The 20,587-nt window shown below is 72.2% G+C and carries 16 protein-coding genes; 3 read left to right on the top strand and 13 right to left on the bottom strand.

Annotation, left to right across the window (positions count from 1 at the left end; translation table 11 throughout):
* Nucleotides 1-95: 95 nt before the first annotated feature.
* Nucleotides 96-998: a TIGR01777 family oxidoreductase gene (locus ACFYX0_RS03665; protein WP_388965893.1), complete on the bottom strand. Its 903-nt coding sequence runs from the start codon at nt 996-998 to the stop codon at nt 96-98.
* A 92-nt stretch (nt 999-1,090) separates the two neighbouring features.
* Between ACFYX0_RS03665 and ACFYX0_RS03660 the strand changes: the two genes are divergently transcribed.
* The gene (locus tag ACFYX0_RS03660; RefSeq protein WP_388965890.1) at nt 1,091-1,579 is read left to right on the top strand and encodes a GNAT family N-acetyltransferase; all 489 of its coding nucleotides are present in this window, start codon (nt 1,091-1,093) and stop codon (nt 1,577-1,579) included.
* A 53-nt stretch (nt 1,580-1,632) separates the two neighbouring features.
* Here the strand turns inward: ACFYX0_RS03660 and ACFYX0_RS03655 are convergent, their stop codons facing one another.
* On the bottom strand, nt 1,633-2,817 hold the full coding sequence (locus ACFYX0_RS03655; protein ID WP_388965887.1) for a MarP family serine protease: 1,185 nt from the start codon (nt 2,815-2,817) through the stop codon (nt 1,633-1,635).
* Between the two features lie 308 nt (nt 2,818-3,125).
* Between ACFYX0_RS03655 and ACFYX0_RS03650 the strand changes: the two genes are divergently transcribed.
* Entirely contained in the window at nt 3,126-3,818 is a 693-nt protein-coding gene (locus tag ACFYX0_RS03650) for a peptidoglycan recognition protein (protein ID WP_388965934.1), read from the top strand.
* 417 nt (nt 3,819-4,235) lie between these two features.
* On the opposite strand, the gene ACFYX0_RS03645 is transcribed toward ACFYX0_RS03650, so the two are convergent.
* From ACFYX0_RS03645 to ACFYX0_RS03610, 8 genes are all read right to left on the bottom strand, one after another.
* Complete coding sequence (locus ACFYX0_RS03645) at nt 4,236-4,754, bottom strand: DUF4240 domain-containing protein (RefSeq protein ID WP_311691037.1); 519 nt, start codon at nt 4,752-4,754, stop codon at nt 4,236-4,238.
* Between the two features lie 57 nt (nt 4,755-4,811).
* Nucleotides 4,812-5,786: a helix-turn-helix transcriptional regulator gene (locus tag ACFYX0_RS03640; protein ID WP_388965884.1), complete on the bottom strand. Its 975-nt coding sequence runs from the start codon at nt 5,784-5,786 to the stop codon at nt 4,812-4,814.
* Nucleotides 5,787-5,879: 93 nt separating this feature from the next.
* Nucleotides 5,880-8,582 (bottom strand): pyruvate dehydrogenase (acetyl-transferring), homodimeric type, encoded by a 2,703-nt coding sequence (gene aceE, locus ACFYX0_RS03635; protein ID WP_388965881.1) that lies wholly within the window; start codon nt 8,580-8,582, stop codon nt 5,880-5,882.
* Nucleotides 8,583-9,005: 423 nt separating this feature from the next.
* On the bottom strand, nt 9,006-9,629 hold the full coding sequence (locus ACFYX0_RS03630) for a GntR family transcriptional regulator (RefSeq protein WP_311690679.1): 624 nt from the start codon (nt 9,627-9,629) through the stop codon (nt 9,006-9,008).
* Nucleotides 9,630-9,825: 196 nt separating this feature from the next.
* Complete coding sequence (sucB, locus tag ACFYX0_RS03625) at nt 9,826-11,586, bottom strand: 2-oxoglutarate dehydrogenase, E2 component, dihydrolipoamide succinyltransferase (RefSeq protein ID WP_388965879.1); 1,761 nt, start codon at nt 11,584-11,586, stop codon at nt 9,826-9,828.
* Nucleotides 11,587-11,646: 60 nt separating this feature from the next.
* Complete coding sequence (gene lpdA / locus ACFYX0_RS03620) at nt 11,647-13,035, bottom strand: dihydrolipoyl dehydrogenase (protein WP_355919534.1); 1,389 nt, start codon at nt 13,033-13,035, stop codon at nt 11,647-11,649.
* Nucleotides 13,036-13,381: 346 nt separating this feature from the next.
* Nucleotides 13,382-14,911 (bottom strand): leucyl aminopeptidase, encoded by a 1,530-nt coding sequence (locus tag ACFYX0_RS03615; protein WP_355919532.1) that lies wholly within the window; start codon nt 14,909-14,911, stop codon nt 13,382-13,384.
* 226 nt (nt 14,912-15,137) lie between these two features.
* Entirely contained in the window at nt 15,138-15,920 is a 783-nt protein-coding gene (locus ACFYX0_RS03610) for an adenosylcobinamide-GDP ribazoletransferase (protein WP_388965875.1), read from the bottom strand.
* 90 nt (nt 15,921-16,010) lie between these two features.
* On the opposite strand from ACFYX0_RS03610, the gene ACFYX0_RS03605 reads away from it, so the two are divergent.
* Nucleotides 16,011-16,772, top strand: coding sequence for a hypothetical protein (locus ACFYX0_RS03605; RefSeq protein WP_388965872.1), 762 nt, complete (start codon nt 16,011-16,013; stop codon nt 16,770-16,772).
* On the opposite strand, the gene ACFYX0_RS03600 is transcribed toward ACFYX0_RS03605, so the two are convergent.
* The 3 genes from ACFYX0_RS03600 to cobT all read right to left on the bottom strand — a co-directional run bounded on the left by ACFYX0_RS03600 (nt 16,712) and on the right by cobT (nt 20,465).
* Nucleotides 16,712-17,413 carry a hypothetical protein gene (locus ACFYX0_RS03600; RefSeq protein WP_355919543.1) on the bottom strand — a complete coding sequence of 234 codons (702 nt, stop codon included), beginning with the start codon at nt 17,411-17,413 and terminating at the stop codon, nt 16,712-16,714. The two genes, ACFYX0_RS03605 and ACFYX0_RS03600, sit on opposite strands and share 61 nt — an antisense overlap.
* Before the next feature lie 27 nt (nt 17,414-17,440).
* Complete coding sequence (locus tag ACFYX0_RS03595; protein WP_388965869.1) at nt 17,441-19,234, bottom strand: phosphatidylglycerol lysyltransferase domain-containing protein; 1,794 nt, start codon at nt 19,232-19,234, stop codon at nt 17,441-17,443.
* A gap of 163 nt (nt 19,235-19,397) precedes the next feature.
* Entirely contained in the window at nt 19,398-20,465 is a 1,068-nt protein-coding gene (gene cobT, locus ACFYX0_RS03590) for a nicotinate-nucleotide--dimethylbenzimidazole phosphoribosyltransferase (protein ID WP_388965866.1), read from the bottom strand.
* Nucleotides 20,466-20,587 lie beyond the last annotated feature (122 nt).

Raw genomic sequence — 20,587 nt, 5'->3', positions numbered from 1 at the left:
ACGGTCGCACGGCGGTCGCATGCGGTCGAAATCGACGTTCTCCTGTCTCTCCCCGCCTCCCGCACCCCGCCGAACCGCCGCGGCCGCACCGTCCGCTACTGCTGCAGCGCGGCCCGCAGCGCCTCCTCGATCCCCGGGAACGCGAAGGAGAACCCCGACTCCAGCAGCCGCTCGGGCACCACCCGCGCACTGCCGAGCACATCCCCGGACATCTCACCGAGCGCCAGCCGCAGCGCGGGGGCGGGCACCTGGAAGAGGGTCGGCCGGTGGAGCACGCGCCCCATGGCGTCGGTGATCTGACGGTTCGTCAATGGTTCGGGGGCGGTCAGGTTGAACGGCCCGGACAGGTCCTCACGGTCGATGAGATGGCGGAGCGCCGCCACCTCGTCGTGCAACGCGATGTACGACCAGTACTGCCGTCCGTCCCCCATGCGCCCGCCGAGCCCCGCCTGGAACAGTGGGAACAACCGCCCCCAGGCCCCGCCCTCGCGGGCCACCACCAGCCCCGTCCGCGCGAACACCGTCCGCACGCCCGCCTCCTGAGCCGGGGCCGCGGCCTCCTCCCACTCCACGCACAGCGAGGGCAGAAAGCCGTCCCCGGGCGGTGCCGTCTCGTCGACCGCGCGGTCCCCGGTCTCGCCGTAGTAGCCGATGGCGCTGCCGCTCACGAACACCCGCGGCGGCTCGGGCAGTGAGGCGACCGCCTCCGCGAGCGCCGCCGTGCCCAGCACCCGGCTGTCGCGGAGCGTCTTCTTGTACGCGTCCGTCCAGCGATGGTCGCCGATGCCGGCCCCGGCCAGGTTCACCACGGCGTCGCACCCGATGAGTCCCGCCGCGTCGACGTACTGCTCCTCGGGGTCCCAGCACACCTCCTCCTCGCCCCGGGCCGAGCGCCGTACCAGACGCACCACCTCGTGTCCGTCCGCGGTCAGCGATCGCACCAGGGCACTGCCGATCAGACCGGACGCACCGGCCACGGCGATTCGGGAACGTTGCATGCGCCCATCCTGCCCCGTGCGTCACTCCCGACCCGTCCGGCACCCGGAAAAGCACAGGACGGATTGTCGTGGCCCGGCCGTACAGTGACCGCATGTCCGATCTCCGCATACGCCTCGCCACGTCCGACGACGAGGACGTACTCGGCCGTCTCGACCGTGCCATCTGGTCCCCGCTGCACTCCGTACAGCCGCGCCCCGAGCCGCCGTACGACCCCTTCTTCACCGAGCGGGTCCCGCCGAGCGGCCACCTCGTGGCCGAACTCGGCGGCGCCGTCGTCGGCTATCTCCGGCTCGGCTTTTCGACCCCGCTGGCGTGCAACACGCACGTCCTGCAGATCCGGGGGCTCGCCGTCGCCGACGAGGCCCGTGGCACCGGGGCCGGCCGGGCGCTGCTGCGAGCCGCTCAGGAGGAGGCGCGGCGGCGCGGAGCCCGGCGTCTCACCCTGCGGGTCCTCGGACACAACACCCCGGCCCGGCGGCTGTACAAGTCGGAGGGGTTCACGGTGGAGGGGATCCTGCCCGAGGAGTTCCTGCTCGACGGGAAGTACGTCGACGACGTGTTCATGGGCATGTTCCTGTGACCGCGCGCCCCGGCGGACGTGCCCGCCGGCCGGGGCCCTGAGATCCCGGGCTCCTACGGCGTGACGAGATCGCCCGTGTCCACCGGTGCGGTGGCATGCGCCGCGCGTCCGGCGTCGCCCGCGACCTCGTCCGCCGTCAGCACGTAGCCCGTCTCCGCGTTCGAGGTGGAGCGGGCGAAGACGACGCCGTAGACCCGGCCGTCCTTGGTGAGCAGCGGGCCGCCGGAGTTGCCGGGCAGCACGGTGGAGCGGATGGAGTAGATGTCCCGGGTGACGGTGTTCGAGCTGTAGATGTTCTGGCCCGTGGCCCGGATGCGGCTCGCGACAGTGGCGGCCCGCAGCGTCAGATCGCCGTCCTCCGGATAGCCCGCGACCACGGCCGAGTCACCGCGCTTGGCCTCGCCGTCGAAGCGCAGCACGGGCGCGCGCAGATCCGACACGTACAGCACGGCCACGTCCCGGTCCGGATCGAAGAGCACCACCCGGGCCCTGTACGACGGGCCGACACCGCCGACGCGGACCGTCGGGTGACCGATGCCCGCCACCACATGGGCGTTGGTCATGACATGCCCGGTCGCGTACACGAAGCCGCTGCCCTCACGGCCCTGGGTGCCGGCGGCACCCTCGATCTTCACCGTGCTGAACTTGGCGGCGTTCGTCGCGCTCGGGGTGACGTCGTCCCCCGACGGCTTGGGCACCCCGGCCGTCGGTTCGTTCTCGAACGGGTTGAAGACCTGGGGGAAGCCCGCCTGGGCGAGGGCGGTCGTGGCGCGCGAGAACCAGGCCGGGGTGGTGTCCGGCATCACGCTCTGTACGGAGCCCAGCAGCCGGGAGTCCCGGATCGAGTCCGTGACCAGCGGGGAGGAGGAGGCGCCCAGCACGCTCGCGGCCACCCACGCCACGATCAGCACGGCCAGCGTGTTGGCCGCCGCGCCGCCGATCCCGTCGGCCACCCGCAGGGGCCCGTGGTCCAGCTCGCGCCGCAGCTTCAGCGCGAGACGCCCCGCCAGCTCGTGGACCATCACGGCCGGGACCAGCACCGTGAACACCGCGGTGACCGTCGCCGCCGTCGTCCCCCGCGTCACCAGGTCCATGACCCACGGCAGGATCCACACACCGATGACGGCTCCGCCCACGAAGCCGGCCAGGGAGACGCAGCCGGCCACCAGCCCGCGCCGGTAGCCGGACGCCGCATAGGCCAGGATGACCAGCATCAGCAGGATGTCGAGCAGGTCCACGAAGCCGCCTTTCTCTAGGACCCCTTCAGTACGCGTAAGTACGCGCCACACGGGCCCAGTGATCAGCCGCGCGCGGGGGGCGCCCGAAAAGCAGCCACGCGCGTCGACCTGTTAAAACGTCCCGGACCGGGACAATGGTTCCGCCAGGTGGCACAGCGCACATCGCGCGGGCGGTGGGAGCGGCCGAGAGTGGGGCCATGCGTGTCTTGCCAAGAGCCGGTCTGGTGCGACCAGGGCGTGTACGGGTTCCGGGGACCACCCTGCTGCTGCTCGCCTGTGTGCCCGGGTTCGCCGCCTCCCTGACCCTGATGACGTGCGCGTCCCGGGTCGAGCAGACGGTGGCGCTTCAGCGCTCGTATCCGGTCGAGGCCCGGTCCGCCGCACTGCACCAGGCGCCCAGGCCGCGGATCGTGCCGCGGTCGGCCTGGACGGGCGGGGGCCTGCCGGGCCAGCCGTCGCCGCGCTACGACGACAAGGTCATCGCGGTGTTCGTGCACCACACCGACTCGCCCAACCGCTACGCCTGCGCCGACGTGCCCCGCATCATCAGGGCGCTGGACGCGGGCCAGATCGGCAACCGGCGGTGGGACGACATCGGCTACAACTTCCTCGTCGACCGCTGCGGCATTATCTACGAGGGCCGCGCGGGCGGCGTGGAACGTCCCGTCACCGGCGCGCACACCCTGGGCTTCAACCACCGCACGGCCGGCATCGCCGCGATCGGAACCTTCACGGCGGGCGTGCCCGTGCCCCGGGCCATGACCGACGCGATCGCCGCCCTGGCCGCCTGGAAGCTGGGCCTCGCGGACATCGACCCGCGCACCAAGGTCCGGCTCGTCTCCAGCAGCGGCAAGAGCCTCTACAAGGAGGGCGCCGCGGTGATGCTGCCCGCCCTCGCGGCCCACCGGGACGGCTATGCGACCAGTTGCCCGGGCGCGGCCCTCAGCGCCCTCCTCCCGGCGATCCGGGAACGGGCGGCGCATCTGCAGGGCAGACGGTGACCGCCCGGGCCAGGCGGCCCGGGGACCCACCTTGAGGGCGCCGCACGGCCCAAGGGTGTGCCCCGTGCCACCGGGAGGCCTATAGGCCCCTCACAGGCCAGGCGGAGAGTGCTCCGATCTTTGCGCCCTACGGTCGTGCGCGGAAGCCGGCCGGAGGTGGGGATCATGAGCAGCGTCAGCCGTACGGAGACGAAGAGGACACGCACCTGGGCCGGGGCCGTGCCCAACCCCTGGACGGCGGTCTGCGCGGTGGCGACGGTCGTCCTGGGTCCGGCCGCGGCCACGGCCTCCGCCCTAGGCCCTGTCGTCAAACTCCCGCCTGCCCTGCGGGCGGACGACGGGAGTTTGACGACAGGACCTGGACCAGGCCAACCGGGCGCCGCTGCACCACGCGGCCGAGACCGGCCGGGAGCCGGTTCAGTCCTTGAAGCGGTCCCACAGTCTCGGGTAGCGCTCGGCGAGCGCGGACTCGTTCTCCAGGTCGAACGGTGTCCCCTCCGGCTCGGAGGCCGTCGGCGGGATGCCCAGATCGGGCGCCACGGTCCCGGTGAGCTGCTCGTACGCCTCGTCCGCCGCGTAGCCGAGCTCCTCGCCGTCCCCGTCGACCTCCTCGTCGAAGTCCCCGAGCAGACCGGCCAGCGCGTCGGGGTCGTGCAGGGCTCCCTCGTAGACCTCCCGGCCCTGGCCGATCAGCCAGCAGCGGAAGAAGTCGAACGCGTCGTCGCTCGCCCCGTCCAGCAGCACCCAGGCGGCGCCCCACAGGTCCCAGCGGTAGGCGCGGTTGTAGCGGCCCTCGAAGTGACGGGCGAAGTCCAGCACGGTCTCCGGGTCCAGCTGGAGCAGCCGTTCGACGAGCTGGTCGGCCTGCTCCTCGGGGTCGCCCCCGGCAGCCTCCCGGCTCGCGTCCACCAGCTCCCAGAACTCCGTCTCGTCCATCACGGGAACCAGCATCGGCCCTCGGCGGGTGCGGCGCACGCGGAGTGCGCCGGTATCTCAGGGGGCGTAGAGCCGGGCGATCCGCTGTGCGTCCCGGGCGAACAGGGCGCGCAGCCCCGGGGGCGAGAGCACCTCGACCTCCGGGCCCAGCGCCGTGAGTTGTGCGTGCGCGACCTCCTCGGACTCCACCGGCAGGGTCACCGCCACCCACCCCTGCCCGTCCGGGGCGTCCGCGGCCGCAAGCGCCGCACGGGCCGACACGGGATCCACGGCGTACGGCAGTCTGCGCACGCCCTCCCCGGACAGCCGCACCACCACCTCGGCCAGCAGGAGGGACCGTGCGAACCGCTCGGCCTGCTCCGCCCAGAAGGCCGGCAGATCGAACTCCTCGTCCCGTTCGAACCGCTCCTCGTGGAGGTCCACGGCCGTGCAGCGGTCGACGCGGTACACCCGGAAGACCCCGGCCCGCGTCGCCCGCGCGCACAGGTACCACACACCCGCCTTGAGCACGAGCCCGTAGGGTTCCAGCTCCCGCTCCACCTCCTGCCCGCCGCGCCGGTACCGCGCGGTGATCCGCCGGTCGTCCCAGACCGCCTCCGCGACCTCGGGCAGCAGCGGCGGGGTCTCCGGGTCCGTGAACCAGGCGGGGGCGTCCAGATGGAACCGCTGCGCCGCCGTACGGGAGGCGTCGCGCAGGGAGGGCAGCAGGGCCGCGGACACCTTCAGCCGGGCCGCGAAGGCCGCGTCCGCCAGACCCATCTCGCGCAGCGCGCCCGGCACCCCGCTGAGGAACAGCGCCTCGGCCTCGCCGCGCGCGAGCCCGGTCAGCCGGGTGCGGTAGCCGCCCAGGAGCCGGTAGCCCCCGGCCCGCCCGCGGTCCGCGTACACCGGGACCCCCGCCTCGGCGAGGGCCTGCGCGTCCCGGGTGACGGTCCGCTCGGACACCTCCAGCTCCCGGGCCAGCTCGGCCGCCGTCATCGAGGTCCGGGACTGGAGCAGCAGCACCATGGTGATCAGACGAGCGGCACGCATACGGCCATCATGCCGTCGCCCACCGACAGCGAGGGGTACGACGAAGGGGTACGGCAGCCGCCGTACCCCTTCGTCTCACCGCATCACGAGCCCTTACAGGCCGTACTTGTCCCGGGCCTCCTTGACGGCCGTCGCCTTGACCTCGCCGCGCCGGGCGAGCTGGGCGAGGGCCGCGACCACGATCGACGGGGCGTCGACACCGAAGTGGCGGCGGGCCGCCTCACGGGTGTCCGAGAGGCCGAAGCCGTCGGCGCCCAGCGAGGAGTAGTCCTGCTCCACCCACTGCGCGATCTGGTCGGGGACCTGGCGCATGTAGTCGGACACCGCGAGGACCGGGCCCTCGGCGCCCTGGAGCGCCTGCCGGATGTACGGCACCCGCTCCTCGCCGCGCAGCAGCGCGGCGTCCGCCTCCAGGGCGTCCCGGCGCAGCTCGCCCCAGGACGTCGCCGACCACACGTCCGCCGCGACGCCCCACTCCTCGGCGAGGAGCTTCTGCGCGTCGAGCGCCCAGTGGATCGCGGTGCCGGAGCCCAGCAGCTGGATGCGCGGGGCGTTGGCCGCGGGGGACAGGCCCGCCGACTCCGCCGTGTTGTATCGGTACAGGCCCTTGACGATGGCCTCGTCGATACCGAGGCCGGACGGCTTCGCCGGCTGCGGCAGCGGCTCGTTGTAGACCGTGAGGTAGTAGAAGACGTTCGGGTCCTCACCCGGCGCCGTCTCGCCGTACATACGGCGCAGACCGTCCTTGACGATCACGGCGATCTCGTACGCGAAGGCCGGGTCGTAGGTCAGCGCGGCCGGGTTGGTGGCCGCGATCACCGGGGAGTGGCCGTCGGCGTGCTGCAGGCCCTCGCCCGTCAGCGTCGTACGGCCGGCCGTGGCGCCGACGAGGAAGCCGCGGCCCAGCTGGTCGCCGAGCTGCCACATCTGGTCGGCGGTGCGCTGCCAGCCGAACATCGAGTAGAAGATGTAGAACGGGATCATCGCCTCGCCGTGCGTCGCGTACGACGACGATGCGGCGATGAAGTCGGCCATCGAACCGGCCTCGGTGATCCCCTCGTTGAGGATCTGGCCGTTCTTGGCCTCCTTGTAGTACATCAGCTGGTCACGGTCGACCGGCTCGTACGTCTGGCCCTTCGGCGAGTAGATGCCGAGGGACGGGAAGAGCGACTCCATACCGAAGGTGCGCGCCTCGTCCGGGACGATCGGCACCCAGCGCTTGCCCGTCTCCTTGTCGCGGACCAGGTCCTTGACCAGGCGGACGAAGGCCATGGTGGTCGCCATGTTCTGCGAGCCGGAGCCCTTGTCGAAGGCGGCGAAGGCCTTGTCGGCGGGCGCGGGCAGCGGCGCGAGCGGGTGGACACGGCGGGCCGGGGCCGGACCGCCGAGGGCCGCGCGGCGCTCCTGGAGGTAGCGGACCTCGGGGGAGTCGGCGCCCGGGTGGCCGTAGGGCACCACGCCGTCGGCGAACTGAGCGTCGGAGATCGGCAGCTCCAGGCGGTCGCGCATCGCCTTGAACTCGTCCACCGTCAGCTTCTTCATCTGGTGGTTGGCGTTCTTCGAGGCGAAGCCCGTGCCGAGGGTGTGGCCCTTGACCGTCTGCGCCAGGATCACCGTCGGGGCGCCCTTGTGGGCCAGGGCAGCCTTGTACGCGGCGTACACCTTGCGCGACTCGTGACCGCCGCGGGAGAAGTGGAAGCAGTCGAGGATCTTGTCGTCGCTCAGCAGCTTCGCCATCTCGACGAGCGCCGGGTCCTTGCCGAAGAAGTCCTGGCGGATGTAGGCGGCGTCGCGGGTCTGGTAGGTCTGGACCTGCGCGTCCGGTACCTCGCGCAGCCGGCGTACCAGCGCGCCCGTGGTGTCAAGGGCGAACAGCTCGTCCCAGGCGCTGCCCCACAGCGTCTTGACGACGTTCCAGCCGGCACCGCGGAACTGGGCCTCCAGCTCCTGCACGATCTTGAAGTTGGCGCGGACCGGGCCGTCGAGGCGCTGCAGGTTGCAGTTGATGACGAAGGTCAGGTTGTCCAGCTGCTCACGGGCGGCCAGCGCGAGTGCGGCCGTCGACTCCGGCTCGTCCATCTCGCCGTCGCCGAGGAAGGCCCAGACGTGGGACGCCGAGACGTCCTTGATGCCGCGGTTGGTGAGGTAGCGGTTGAAGCGCGCCTGGTAGATCGCCGACAGCGGGCCGAGACCCATGGAGACGGTGGGGAACTCCCACAGCCAGGGCAGCCGGCGCGGGTGCGGGTAGGAGGGCAGGCCGTTGCCGCCGGCCTCCTGGCGGAAGTTGTCGAGGTGGTGCTCGCTCAGCCGGCCGTCGAGGAAGGCGCGGGCGTAGATGCCGGGGGAGGCGTGGCCCTGGATGTACAGCTGGTCGCCCGAACCATCGCCCTCCTTGCCGTGGAAGAAGTGGTTGAAGCCCGTCTCGTAGAGCCAGGCCGCGGAGGCGAAGGTGGCGATGTGACCGCCGACGCCGTGCTTGCTGCCACGGGTCACCATCGCGGCCGCGTTCCAGCGGTTCCACGCGGTGATCCGGGCCTCCATGGCCTCGTCACCGGGAACGGCCGGCTCGGCGGCGGTCGGGATGGTGTTGACGTAGTCCGTCTCGAGGAGCTTCGGCAGCGCGACGCCGGTGCCCTCGGCTCGTTCCAGTGTGCGGCGCATCAGGTACGCGGCACGGTGCGGCCCGGCCGCCTTGGTGACGGCGTCCAGGGAGGCCTGCCATTCGGCGGTCTCCTCGGGGTCGCGGTCCGGGAGCTGGTCGAGCTCGCTCGGCTGGATGGCCTTGGGGTCGGTCATGTCGCCGCCTTCCTCAGTCGAAGGGGGTTCCCTCATCGGTAAGGGTCAGGGGGTGCCCTTGTGTCTTTGGCAGGACAGGGCGATGGACTTCGGTGGAAGTCCATCGGCGACTGTAACTCCCTGATCGATGATCGATCAAAGGATCGACGGCCAAAACCTCTCGATTTCGAGAAAGTCGGCACGCGGTGCCTTCGAACGAGACACCGAGTGTCGCGTTTTCCTGCGGTTTTCGCAGGTCCGCGTGCGTCTGAGCGGGGGAATGCTCGGGTGACGCGGGCCCGCTTTCGCGGGAGCGAACGGGCCTGGCCTCCGGGTCCGGGGGGCCCGGCTTCCCGGGGCCGTGAGGTCCGGCTTCCCGGGGCCGTGAGGTCCGGCTTCCCGGGTCCGCGGGGTCCGGTCTTCCGGGTCCGCGGGAACCGCTTCCTAGGCGCGTGGGGCGCATCCCAGGACGTGTGCCTTCACGATCTCCGCGATCCGGGGGTCGCGCCGCTGGAACGCGGCCACCAGCTCCTCGTGCTCCTCCGCGTACGACTGCTGCACCGTGCCCAGCCAGCGGATCGACAGGGCCGTGAACACCTCGATGCCCAGGCCCTCCCAGGTGTGCAGCAGCACCGAGTTCCCGGCCGCCCGCACCAGTTCCCGGTGGAAGGCCACCGTGTGCCGCACCTGCGCCGTGCCGTCCGCCCTGCGGTCCGCCTCGTAGAGGGCCGTGACGTGCGGTTCCAGGGCCGAACAGTCCTCCGCCAGTCGGCCGGCCGCCAGCTCCGCCGCGATGGCCTCCAGGCCGGCTCGGACGGGGTAGCTCTCCTCCAGGTCGGCGGCCGTCAGATTCCGCACCCGTACGCCCTTGTTGGGCGCCGACTCGATGAGCCGCAGCGACTCCAGCTCCCGCAGCGCCTCCCGGACCGGGGTCTGGCTGACCTCCAGCTCGGTGGCGATCCGCCGCTCCACGATCCGCTCGCCCGGCTTCCAGCGCCCGCTGACGATCCCCTCCACGATGTGCTCGCGGATCTGCTCGCGCAGCGAGTGGACGACGGGCGCGGTCATGGGGGCTCCTCAGTCGGGGCGTTCGACGCTTAGACAATACGGCCGAGAGCCCAGGAGGGAAGGGCGCATGCGGGGGCTTTCCCGCAGGTGAGACGAGGCTTACACGTCGCTGTAAAGGGCAAACACGACGCCCCCGCCCGGAACGTCCGGACGGGGGCGCCGTGGATCAGGCCGGCTGTCGGTGGCCCGGAGAGGATCAGAGGCCGAGCTCGACCTCGAACTCGCCGGCCTCCAGGATCGCCTTGACCGCGGTCAGGTAGCGGGCGGCGTCGGCGCCGTCCACCAGACGGTGGTCGTAGGAGAGGGTCAGGTAGGTCATGTCGCGGACGCCGATGACCGTGCCCTCCTCGGTCTCGATGACCGCCGGGCGCTTGACCGTGGCACCGATGCCGAGGATCGCGACCTGGCCCGGCGGCACGATGATCGTGTCGAACAGGGCGCCGCGCGAACCGGTGTTGCTGATGGTGAAGGTCGCGCCGGACAGCTCGTCCGGGGTGATCTTGCTGGCCCGGACCTTGCCCGCCAGCTCGGCCGTGGCCTTGGCGATGCCCGCGATGTTGAGGTCGCCGGCGTGCTTGATGACCGGGGTCATCAGGCCCTTCTCGGAGTCCACCGCGATACCGACGTTCTCGGTGTCGAAGTAGGTGATGGTGCCCTCGGCCTCGTTGATCTTGGCGTTGATGACGGGGTGGGCCTTCAGCGCCTGGGCCGCCGCCTTCACGAAGAACGGCATCGGGGAGAGCTTGACGCCCTCGCGGGCCGCGAACGTGTCCTTGGCCTGGGCGCGCAGACGCATCAGGCGGGTCACGTCGACCTCGACCACCGAGGACAGCTGGGCCTGCTCGTGCAGGGCCTTGACCATGTTGTCGCCGATGACCTTGCGGATCCGCGGCATCTTCACGGTCTGGCCGCGCAGCGGGGAGACCTCCAGGACCGGAGCCTTCTTCGCGGCCGGGGCGGCGGCGGGAGCGGCGGCCGGAGCCGGAACCGCGGCCTTCGCGGCCTCGGCGGCGGCGATGACGTCCTGCTTGCGGATGCGGCCGCCGACGCCGGTGCCCTTGACGGTGGACAGGTCGACGCCGTTCTCGGCGGCGAGCTTGCGCACCAGCGGGGTCACGTACGCGCCCTCGTCGGTCGCCTGGGCGGCGGCCGGGACCGGGGTGACCGGGGCGGGCGCCGGGGCGGCCGGAGCCGGAGCGGCAGCGACGGGAGCCGCCGGAGCCGGAGCCGGAGCGGGGGCCGGGGCCGGAGGCGCGACCGGAGCCGCGGGGGCGGCGGGAGCCGGGGCGGCAGCGGCGGGAGCCGGAGCCGGGGCGGCCGGGGCCGGAGCGGCGGCGGGGGCGGCACCCGGCTGGCCGATGACGGCGAGCTTGGCGCCGACCTCGGCGGTCTCGTCCTCGCCGACCACGATCTCCAGGAGCACGCCGGAGGCGGGCGCCGGGATCTCGGTGTCGACCTTGTCCGTGGAGACCTCGAGCAGCGGCTCGTCGGCGTCGACGGAGTCGCCGACCGCCTTCAGCCAGCGGGTGACGGTGCCCTCGGTGACCGACTCACCGAGCGCGGGCAGGACCACGTCCGTGCCCTGGGCGGCACCGGCCGGAGCGGCGGGGGCGGCGGCAGGGGCCGGGGCGGGAGCGGCCGGGGCCTCGGCGACCGGCGCCGGGGCGGGCTCGGCGGCCGGGGCCTCGGCGGCGGCCGGGGCCGCGGCGGGGGCGCCCGTGCCGTCGTCGATGACGGCCAGCTCGGCGCCGACCTCGACGGTCTCGTCCTCGGCGACCTTGATCGAGGTCAGCACGCCGGAGGCGGGGGCGGGGATCTCGGTGTCGACCTTGTCGGTGGAGACCTCGAGCAGCGGCTCGTCGGCCTCGACGCGTTCGCCCTCGGCCTTCAGCCAGCGGGTGACGGTGCCCTCGGTGACGCTCTCACCGAGCGCCGGAAGGGTTACGGAAACCGGCATGGTTTCGGTTGCTCCTTACGAAGTGCGGAAGTCTGTGTCGTCGCGTTCGTCGACCGAGGGTCAGTCGTGCATGTGGAGAGGCTTGCCGGCCAGGGCCAGGTGGGCCTCGCCGAGCGCCTCGTTCTGCGTCGGGTGGGCGTGGATCAGCTGGGCCACCTCGGACGGCAGGGCCTCCCAGTTGTAGATCAGCTGGGCCTCGCCCACCTGCTCGCCCATGCGGTCGCCGACCATGTGGACGCCGACCACGGCACCGTCCTTGACCTGGACGAGCTTGATCTCGCCCGCGGTCTTCAGGATCCGGCTCTTGCCGTTGCCACCGAGGGGGAACTTGATGGAGACGACCTTGTCCGCGCCGTAGATCTCCTTGGCCTTGGCCTCGGTGATGCCGACGGAGGCGACCTCGGGGTGGCAGTACGTCACCCGCGGCACGCCGTCGTAGTCGATCGGGACGGTCTTCAGGCCGGCCAGGCGCTCCGCCACCAGGATGCCCTCGGCGAAGCCGACGTGCGCGAGCTGGAGCGTGGGGACCAGGTCGCCGACGGCGGAGATGGTCGGCACGTTGGTGCGCATGTACTCGTCGACGAGGACGTAGCCGCGGTCCATGGCGACGCCGGCCTCCTCGTAGCCCAGGTTCTGGGAGACCGGGCCGCGGCCGACCGCGACGAGGAGGAGCTCGGCCTCGAACTCCTTGCCGTCGGCGAGGGTGACCTTGACACCGTCCTGGGTGTACTCGGCCTTCTGGAAGAAGGTGCCCAGGTTGAACTTGATGCCGCGCTTGCGGAAGGCGCGCTCGAGAAGCTTGGAGGAGTTCTCGTCCTCGACCGGGACGAGGTGCTTCAGACCCTCGATGACGGTGACGTCGGCACCGAAGGACTTCCAGGCGGAGGCGAACTCGACGCCGATGACGCCGCCGCCGAGGATGATCGCGGACTTCGGCACACGGTCCAGGACGAGGGCGTGGTCCGAGGAGATGACGCGGTTGCCGTCGATCTGCAGGCCGGGCAGCGACTTCGGCACGGAACCGGTCGCCAGGAGGATGTGGCGGCCCTGGATCCGCTGACCGTTGACGTCGACGGAGGTGGGGGAGGACAGCCGGCCCTCACCCTCGATGTAGGTCACCTTGCGGGAGGCGATCAGGCCCTGCAGACCCTTGTACAGGCCCGAGATGACCTCGTCCTTGTACTTGTGGACTGCCGGGACGTCGATGCCCTCGAAGCTGGTCTTGACACCGAACTGCTCGCTCTCGCGGGCCTGGTCGGCGATCTCGCCCGCGTGGAGCAGAGCCTTGGTGGGGATGCAACCCTTGTGCAGGCAGGTGCCGCCGACCTTGTCCTTCTCGATCAGGGCGACGTCCAGACCCAGCTGCGCCCCGCGCAGGGCCGCGGCGTAACCACCGCTACCACCGCCGAGGATCACTAGGTCGAAAACGGTGCTGGCGTCGTTCGCCACGTCACGTCCTCCATGCATGTGCGCCGTGCGCCGGTCTCCGATGACCGGCAGGCGGCTGGTGTCCGGCCGCTTGATGCTTCGGCCCTTCGGTGGGGGCCCTGTCCTGCCGAGACCCCATCTTTGCACTTGTCGGCAGCCGAGGAGACGCCGGGCCGCTGTCTGGGACGTCTGATCCATCACGTCGGGAGGTCGTGGCCGCCCGGCCCGTACGGATTTCGTCGAGGGCGTAACGACCCTGCGGCCGGAGCGCGGTCCGGGGCGTTCCCGGTGTGCGCCGACGAGGGCGGCCCCGGATGCCGTGGCATCCGGGGCCGCCCTCGTGTGGTGCGTCGTCTACGCGCAGACGTCAGCCGAGGTCGCCCGCGGCGGTCAGCTCCGCGAGCCGCACCAGGGTGCGGACCGCCGAACCGGTGCCGCCCTTCGGGGTGTAGCCGAAGGGGGCCTGCTCGTTGAAGGCCGGGCCGGCGATGTCGAGGTGGGCCCAGGTGATGCCCTCGCCCACGAACTCCTTCAGGAACAGACCGGCGACCAGGCCGCCGCCCATCCGCTCGCCCATGTTGGCGATGTCGGCCGTCGGCGAGTCCATGCCCTTGCGCAGGTGCTCGGGCAGCGGCATCGGCCAGGCCTCCTCGCCGACCTCCTCGGCGGCCTCGTGGATCGCGCCGCGGAACGCGTCGTCGTTGGCCATGATCCCGAAGGTGCGGCTGCCGAGCGCCAGCATCATCGCGCCGGTCAGGGTCGCGACGTCCACGATCGCGTCCGGGTTCTCCTCCGAGGCCGCCCACAGCGCGTCGGCGAGCACCAGACGGCCCTCGGCGTCCGTGTTGAGGACCTCCACGGTCTTGCCGCTGTACATGCGCAGCACGTCGCCCGGACGGGTGGCCGAACCGGACGGCATGTTCTCGGCCAGGGCGAGCCAGGCGGTCACGTTGACCTCGAGGCCCAGCCGGGCGGCGGCCACGACCGCGGCGAAGACCGCCGCCGCGCCGCTCATGTCGCACTTCATGGTCTCGTTGTGGCCGGCCGGCTTGAGCGAGATGCCGCCCGAGTCGTAGGTGATGCCCTTGCCGACCAGCGCCAGGTGCTTGCTCGCCTCGGGGTGCGTGTACGACACCTTCACCAGGCGGGGACCGGAGGCCGAGCCCGCGCCGACGCCGAGGATGCCGCCGTAGCCGCCCTTGGTCAGCGCCTTCTCGTCGAGCACCTGGACCTTGAGGCCGTGCTCCTTGCCCGCGGTCTGCGCGATGGACGCGAAGGCCGCCGGGTTCAGGTCGTTGGGCGGCATGTTGATCAGGTCGCGGGCGCGGTTGAGCTCCTCGGTGACCGCGACGGCGCGCTCGACGGCCGCCTTGTAGGCCTTGTCGCGGGGCTTGCCGCCGAGCAGGACGATCTCGGCGAGGGGAGCCTTGCCGTTCTTGGCGTTCTTGGAGTTCCTGCCGTTCTCCTTGTACGCGTCGAAGGAGTACGCGCCGAGCAGCGCGCCCTCCGCGACGACACCGGCGTCCGCGGCGTCCGCGACCGGCAGCGCGAAGACGGCCTTCTTGGAACCGGCGAGCGCGCGGGCGGCGGCGCCGGCGGCCCGGCGCAGCGACTCGGCGGCGTAGGTCTCGTCCTTCTCCGGGGCGGCACCGAGCCCCACGGCCACGACGACGGGAGCCTTGAAGCCGGAGGGTGCGGGCAGCTTCGTCACCTCGCCCTCGGCACCCGAAGCGCCCAGGGTCTCCAGAACGACGGCGAGCCTGCCGTCGTACGCCTGGTCCACGGCCTCGGCGCCCGGCGCGACGACCGGGCCCTCGGCGCCCTTCGCGACACCGACCACGATCGCGTCGGCGCGCAGGCCGGCCGCCGCAGCGGTGCTGAGAGTGAGAGCAGTCACGGTGGTGAAATCTCGCTTCCGATTGAGTTTCGGTGGCCGAACAGGATGGGGTCGACCGCCCCGGGACCCGACCCTAGATTGCTCCGATCGTTCGGTCTTCACCTGGGCAGGGAAACACCCGGCACGAGCCTACGCTCGGTGGCCGACCCACCGAGTCCTGTGGGTGTTCACCTCTTCGTGGTGCCTCGGCCTTCTGCCGCCCCCTGTCCCGGTGGTCCGGGGGCGGTCAGCCCAGGGTCAGCACGACGAGCGCGGTCGTCGCGGCCGTTTCGGCGAGGCAGCCGAAGACATCACCCGTCACCCCGCCGAACCGCCGGACGCAGTGGCGCAGCAGCAGTTCCGCGGCGGCCACCGCGAGCACCACCGAGGCCGCCGTGCGGACGGCGCCGTAGGGGCCGAACAGCGCGCCCCCGCCCGCCGCCGCCGCGGTCACGGCCAGCCCCACGGCGAGGGCGGCGCCCACCGGGACCACCCCCGCGACCGCGGCCCCCAGTCCCTCGGGCCGTGCGGCCGGCACCCCCGCCCGCGAGGCCAGGGTGAGGGCGAGCCGCGCGGCCGCCGCCGAGACGACGGCGGCGAGCAGGCCCCGGGTCCAGGAGGCGTCGTAGGCCCGCGCGAGGGCCGCGACCTGGGCCAGCAGCACCAGGACCAGAGTGATCACGCCGAAGGGGCCGATGTCCGACTGCTTCATGATCCGCAGCGCGTCCTCGGCGGGCTTCCCGCTGCCGAGTCCGTCGGCGGTGTCGGCGAGCCCGTCCAGATGCAGGCCCCGGGTCAGCACGGCCGGTACGGCGGCAGCGGCGACGGCGGCGGTCAGCGGGCCCGCGCCCAGCAGGAGCAGGGCCGCGCCGAGCAGCCCTGCGAGGACCCCGACCACCACTCCGGCCAGCGGCGCGCACGCCATGCCGCCGCGTGCGGCCTCCCGGTCCCAGCGGGTCACCCTGACCGGCAGGACGGTGAGGGTGCCGAAGGCGAAGCGGAGGCCGTGCAGCTGCGGGGTCCTGGACACGGGCGAAGGGTACGTGAGCGGTGCGGCCGTCCTTCCGAGGGGGCGGCCGTGAGCAGGCAGTACGGGGCCGTCACGGGCACACTTTTGCCCATGGGCCAATGGCTGGAGCGCAACATCGTCGAGCCGGGCAAGCTGCCGCTGCTGCTCGCGCTGGCCTCGTTCGTGCTGACGTTCGTGGTCACCCGGGTCGTCACCCGTCTCATCCGCGCGGGCAGAGGCCCGTTCGGCAATGTGAGCGCCGGGGGTGTGCACATCCACCATGTCGTCCCCGGTGTCGTCCTCGTCGTGGTGGGCGGCTTCGGCGCGCTCGCCAGCCGCCACGGTCCGGGCTCGGGCGTGTGCGCGGTCCTCTTCGGCGTCGGGGCGGGTCTGGTCCTGGACGAGTTCGCCCTGATCCTGCACCTCGCCGACGTCTACTGGACGGAGGACGGCCGCAAGAGCGTCGAGGTCGTGGTGGTCACGGCGGCCCTGGTCGGCCTGGTACTCGCGGGCTTCGCGCCGTTCGGCGTCAACGACGTCTCCACGGACGAACTGCACGACCGCGCCGCCGTCGCCGTGAGCGTCGCCGCGAACTTCCTCTTCTCGCTGCTCGCCCTGAGCAAGGGCAAGGCGCGCACCGCGCTCTTCGGGGTGATCGTCCCGCTGGTCGCCGTGATCGGCGCCGTGCGGCTGGCCCGCCCCGGCTCCCCGTGGGCCAGACGGTTCTACCGCCGCCGGCCGCGCGCCCGGGCCAGGGCGGGCCTGCGCGTCTACCGCCACGACCGCCGCTGGGCGGTCCCCAGCCGCAGACTTCAGGACTGGATCGGCGGCAGGCCCGACTCGCAGGACACCCGGGTGCCCCAGCGCCAGTAGCGGCCGAGCGCGGACATCCCGCACAGCACCAGCACCGCGGCGATCGCGGCGAGGTGCTCCTTGCCCGCGAGGTTCTGCTTGACCAGGAGTTCGCCGACCATCGCCGCGACCACCACGCCACCGGTGACATAGGCCTGATAGCGCCAGCACAGGTACAGGGCCAGCCCGATCACCGCCGCCGACGGACCGGTGTCGACGACCTGCGCGTCCGTTGCGGGCAGCCCCAGCGGATGGTGCGCCCCCAGCTGGATGCCCACGCGCGCGTAGAGCGTGCCGGCCAGGGTGGCGGCGTACGCGATGCCGAGCGTGCGCCACCAGCCGAGACAGATCTCGGCGATCCCGAACACGAACAGGATCTGCAGCAGCGCTCCCCACACCGGCAGATCGAGCGCCGGTACGAACAGGGAGAGCGGGGTGCGCAGCAGGGCCAGGGAGAGCGGCTCCTCCGCCCGTACGGATCCGATGTGCTGCACGAACCCGAAGCCCCACGACTGGTTCTGCACGAACTGCAGGACCGAGGTCAGGCACACGGCCGTCAGCGTCATCGGGACCGCCCGCCGGTTCCGTCGCGCGAGGTCCTGACGCACGGTGACGTACAGCAGTTCCCATTCGGCGCGGGCCAGGCGGGCGAGCGCGTTCATCCAGCGTTCCTCATCGTCCACCGTTCCTCATCGGTGCGATTCCAGGTGCTTGCGGTGCAGCCACTTCGGCAGTCCCGGAGCCTCCAGGAACCCCTCGGCGCGCGCCGAGGCGACGCCGATGCGCAGCAGGTCCGCGCTCTTCTCGAAGAGCAGGAACCGGGGCTCCCAGATGGGCCGGTACTTCGCGTTGGCCCGGTACAGCGACTCGATCTGCCACCAGCGCGAGAAGAAGCTGAGCAGCGAACGCCACAGCCTGAGCACCGGTCCGGCACCGAGGCGCGCACCACGTTCGAAGACGGAACGGAACATGGCGAAGTTGAGCGAAACCTGGGTGATCTCGATCTCCCGGGCGCGGCGCAGGAGTTCGATGACCATGAACTCCATCAGCCCGTTGTCCGAGTCGCGGTCACGCCGCATCAGATCGAGCGAGAGTCCGTGCGGTCCCCACGGCACGAAGGACAGCAGCGCCCTCAGCCGGCCGTCGGAGTCCAGGCACTCCAGCATCATGCACCGGCCGTCCCGCGGGTCGCCGAGCCGCCCCAGCGCCATGCTGAACCCGCGCTCGGTGGCCCCGTCCCGCCAGTCGTCGGCCTTCTCCAGCAGCTGTGCCATCTCGCCCACGGGGATGTCCTCGTGGCGCCGGATGCGCACCGTGTACCCGGCGCGCCGCACCCGGTTGTGGGCCTGGCGGACGGTGCGCATGGCCCGCCCCTCGAGGGTGAACTCGCCGATCTCCACGATGGCTTCGTCACCGAGTTCGAGCGCGTCCATCCCGTGCCGCGCGTACACGGTGCCGGCCTCCTCGCTCGCGCCCATGACGGCCGGGATCCAGCCGTGCGCACGGGCCTCGGCGAGCCAGGGCTCGATGGCGCCGGGCCAGGCCTCGGGGTCGCCGATCGGGTCGCCGGAGGCGAGCGAGACCCCGCCGACGACCCGGTAGGCGACCGCGGCCTTGCCGGTGGGCGACCAGATCACGCTCTTCTCCCGGCGCAGCGCGAAGTACCCGAGCGAGTCCCGCTCGCCGTGCCGGGCGAGCAGCGTCCGCAGCCGCTTCTCGTCGTCCTCGGTGAGCGGGTCGACCGCGCGCCGGGAGCGGAAGGCCGCGTACAGCACGGCGAGCACCAGCAGCGTGCTGAACACGTTGATGGCGACGTTGACCCAGTTCGGCGTGGAGATGCCGGGGTAGTGCGACTCGTCGGCGGCGACCGAGACCAGCCGCAGGGTGCCGTAGCGCCAACGGTCCAGGAAGGTCGAGCGATGCGGGTCGTGCGCGGTGTTGGTGACGGTCACCAGGAGCGCCGCGAGCAGCGAGGAGGCGAGCAGGCCGCCGACCGCGACCACGGCGGCGAGCCGCGGGTTGGAGCGGTCGCCCTTGGCGTAGAACTCACGCCGCCCGACGAGGAGGGCACCGGCGAAGCCCGCGGTGAGCACCAGGGAGACCCAGTTCTGCGCGTACTGCCGGATCTCCGGGAAGCTCATGGCGAAGGCGAACAGCAGCAGGAACGGCCCGCTGAGCGCCAGGTTGAGGATCCACGCGGCCCGCTTGCGCCGCCGCATGGTGACGGCGAGGAACATCGTGAAGACGCCCGAGGCGAAGCCCGCCGTCAGCAGGTACGGGGTGAAGAGGTTCTCCTGGTTGTGCCTCCGTACGTCCTGCCCCAGCGAGACCCACGCGGCGGAGAGGAAGTTGATGAAGGTGACGGCGCGCAGGTACCAGACGGCGCTCGCGGCGGCCCGCCGGGAGGCCCGACCGGACGACCGCGCCTGGCCTCCCGGCCGAACCGTGCGCTCCTGTTCCATGGTGAAACGGGCATCTCCCATGAAGGGCGATGATATGGGGCGTCCGGGTGCGCGCGGGGGAGCGGTGCGAGGCGGAATCGAGTGGAATCGATCACGCGTCACATACGGCCGCCCTCAAGCTACCTGACTGGACGTCAACTCCGCGTGCCCGGACGTGTGTCGCCCGGGCCCTTCCCGCCCTCGGCTACTCGTCGCCCTCGGCCTTCGCGGGCGTCTCCGGAAGTTCCGCCGCCAGTGCGGCCGCGGCCTGGACCAGCGGCAGCGCCAGCAGGGCACCGGCCCCCTCGCCGACGGTCACACCGTGGTCGAGGAGCGGCTCCAGCGCCATCCGGTCCAGCGCCTTGGCCTGCGCGGGCTCCCCGCTGTTCTGCCCGGCCAGCCACCAGTCCGGCGCGCGGAAGGCGATCCGCTGCGCGACCAGCGCGCACGCCGCCGACACGACCCCGTCCAGGATCACCGGGGTCTTGCGCACCGCGCACTGCAGGAGGAAGCCCGTCATCGCGGCCAGATCGGCCCCGCCGACCGTGGCGAGCAGCTGCAACTGGTCGCCCAGCACCGGCCGGGCCCGCCGCAGCGCGTCCCGTACGGCCGCGCACTTGCGCATCCATGCGAGGTCGTCGATGGCGAGACCCCCGCGCCCGGTCACCACGGACGCGTCCGTGCCGCACAGCGCGGCGATCAGCACGGCCGCCGGCGTGGTCCCGCCGACGCTCACGTCACCGAGGACCACCAGGTCGGTCCCGGCGTCCGCCTCCTCGTCCGCGACCGCGACCCCCGCCAGGAACGCAGCCTCCGTCTCCTGGGCCGTCAGCGCGTCCTCGACGTCGATGCGTCCGCTGCCGCGCCGCACCCGGTGCCGTACGACGTCCCCGGGCAGTTCGTCCGGGTCGCAGTCGAGGGCCATGTCGACCACGCGCACGGGCACGTCGAGCTGCCGCGCCAGGATCGACGCCGGGCTCGCGCCCTCCAGCACCGCCCGCACCAGCCGGTCCGCGCTGCCCGCCGGCCGCGCGGACACCTCCAGCGAGGCGATGCCGTGGTCGCCCGCGAACAGCACCACGCGCGGTCGCTCGATCGGCCGCACCGGCACGGCGGACTGCGCTGCCGCCAGCCACTCACCCAGGTCGTCCAGCCTGCCCAGTGCCCCGGGCGGCACGATCTGACGCTCCCTGCGCGCCTCGGCGTCGCGGCGCACCCCGCCGTCGGGGCGCTCGATCAGATCGGTGAAGTCGTCGAGATTAAGCGAGCTCATTCGCCGAACAGTACCGGCCCTGAACGAACGCCGAGGCGCCACGTCGACGGCACGTCATTGCACCTCCGAGCGGTGTCCCGTACGTACCTTTTGGGCATGTATGGTCACGCGCCCCGTGCGTA

It is taken from the genome of Streptomyces sp. NPDC002573, assembly GCF_042889625.1.
GTDB lineage: Bacteria > Actinomycetota > Actinomycetes > Streptomycetales > Streptomycetaceae > Streptomyces > Streptomyces gibsoniae.
Note: the sequence above shows the minus strand (reverse complement) of the source record. Positions and strands in the feature narration are given on the sequence as shown.

Bases quoted from the DNA above. Each gene is read 5' to 3' on its own strand.
- sucB (WP_388965879.1), bottom strand. From the start codon at position 11,586: ATGCCGGTTTCCGTAACCCTTCCGGCGCTCGGTGAGAGCGTCACCGAG.
- ACFYX0_RS03595 (WP_388965869.1), bottom strand. From the start codon at position 19,234: ATGGGAGATGCCCGTTTCACCATGGAACAGGAGCGCACGGTTCGGCCG.
- ACFYX0_RS03600 (WP_355919543.1), bottom strand. From the start codon at position 17,413: ATGAACGCGCTCGCCCGCCTGGCCCGCGCCGAATGGGAACTGCTGTAC.
- cobT (WP_388965866.1), bottom strand. From the start codon at position 20,465: ATGAGCTCGCTTAATCTCGACGACTTCACCGATCTGATCGAGCGCCCC.
- ACFYX0_RS03640 (WP_388965884.1), bottom strand. From the start codon at position 5,786: ATGCGTGCCGCTCGTCTGATCACCATGGTGCTGCTGCTCCAGTCCCGG.
- ACFYX0_RS03660 (WP_388965890.1), top strand. From the start codon at position 1,091: ATGTCCGATCTCCGCATACGCCTCGCCACGTCCGACGACGAGGACGTA.
- ACFYX0_RS03645 (WP_311691037.1), bottom strand. From the start codon at position 4,754: ATGGACGAGACGGAGTTCTGGGAGCTGGTGGACGCGAGCCGGGAGGCT.
- aceE (WP_388965881.1), bottom strand. From the start codon at position 8,582: ATGACCGACCCCAAGGCCATCCAGCCGAGCGAGCTCGACCAGCTCCCG.
- ACFYX0_RS03605 (WP_388965872.1), top strand. From the start codon at position 16,011: ATGGGCCAATGGCTGGAGCGCAACATCGTCGAGCCGGGCAAGCTGCCG.
- ACFYX0_RS03650 (WP_388965934.1), top strand. From the start codon at position 3,126: ATGACGTGCGCGTCCCGGGTCGAGCAGACGGTGGCGCTTCAGCGCTCG.
- ACFYX0_RS03665 (WP_388965893.1), bottom strand. From the start codon at position 998: ATGCAACGTTCCCGAATCGCCGTGGCCGGTGCGTCCGGTCTGATCGGC.
- ACFYX0_RS03630 (WP_311690679.1), bottom strand. From the start codon at position 9,629: ATGACCGCGCCCGTCGTCCACTCGCTGCGCGAGCAGATCCGCGAGCAC.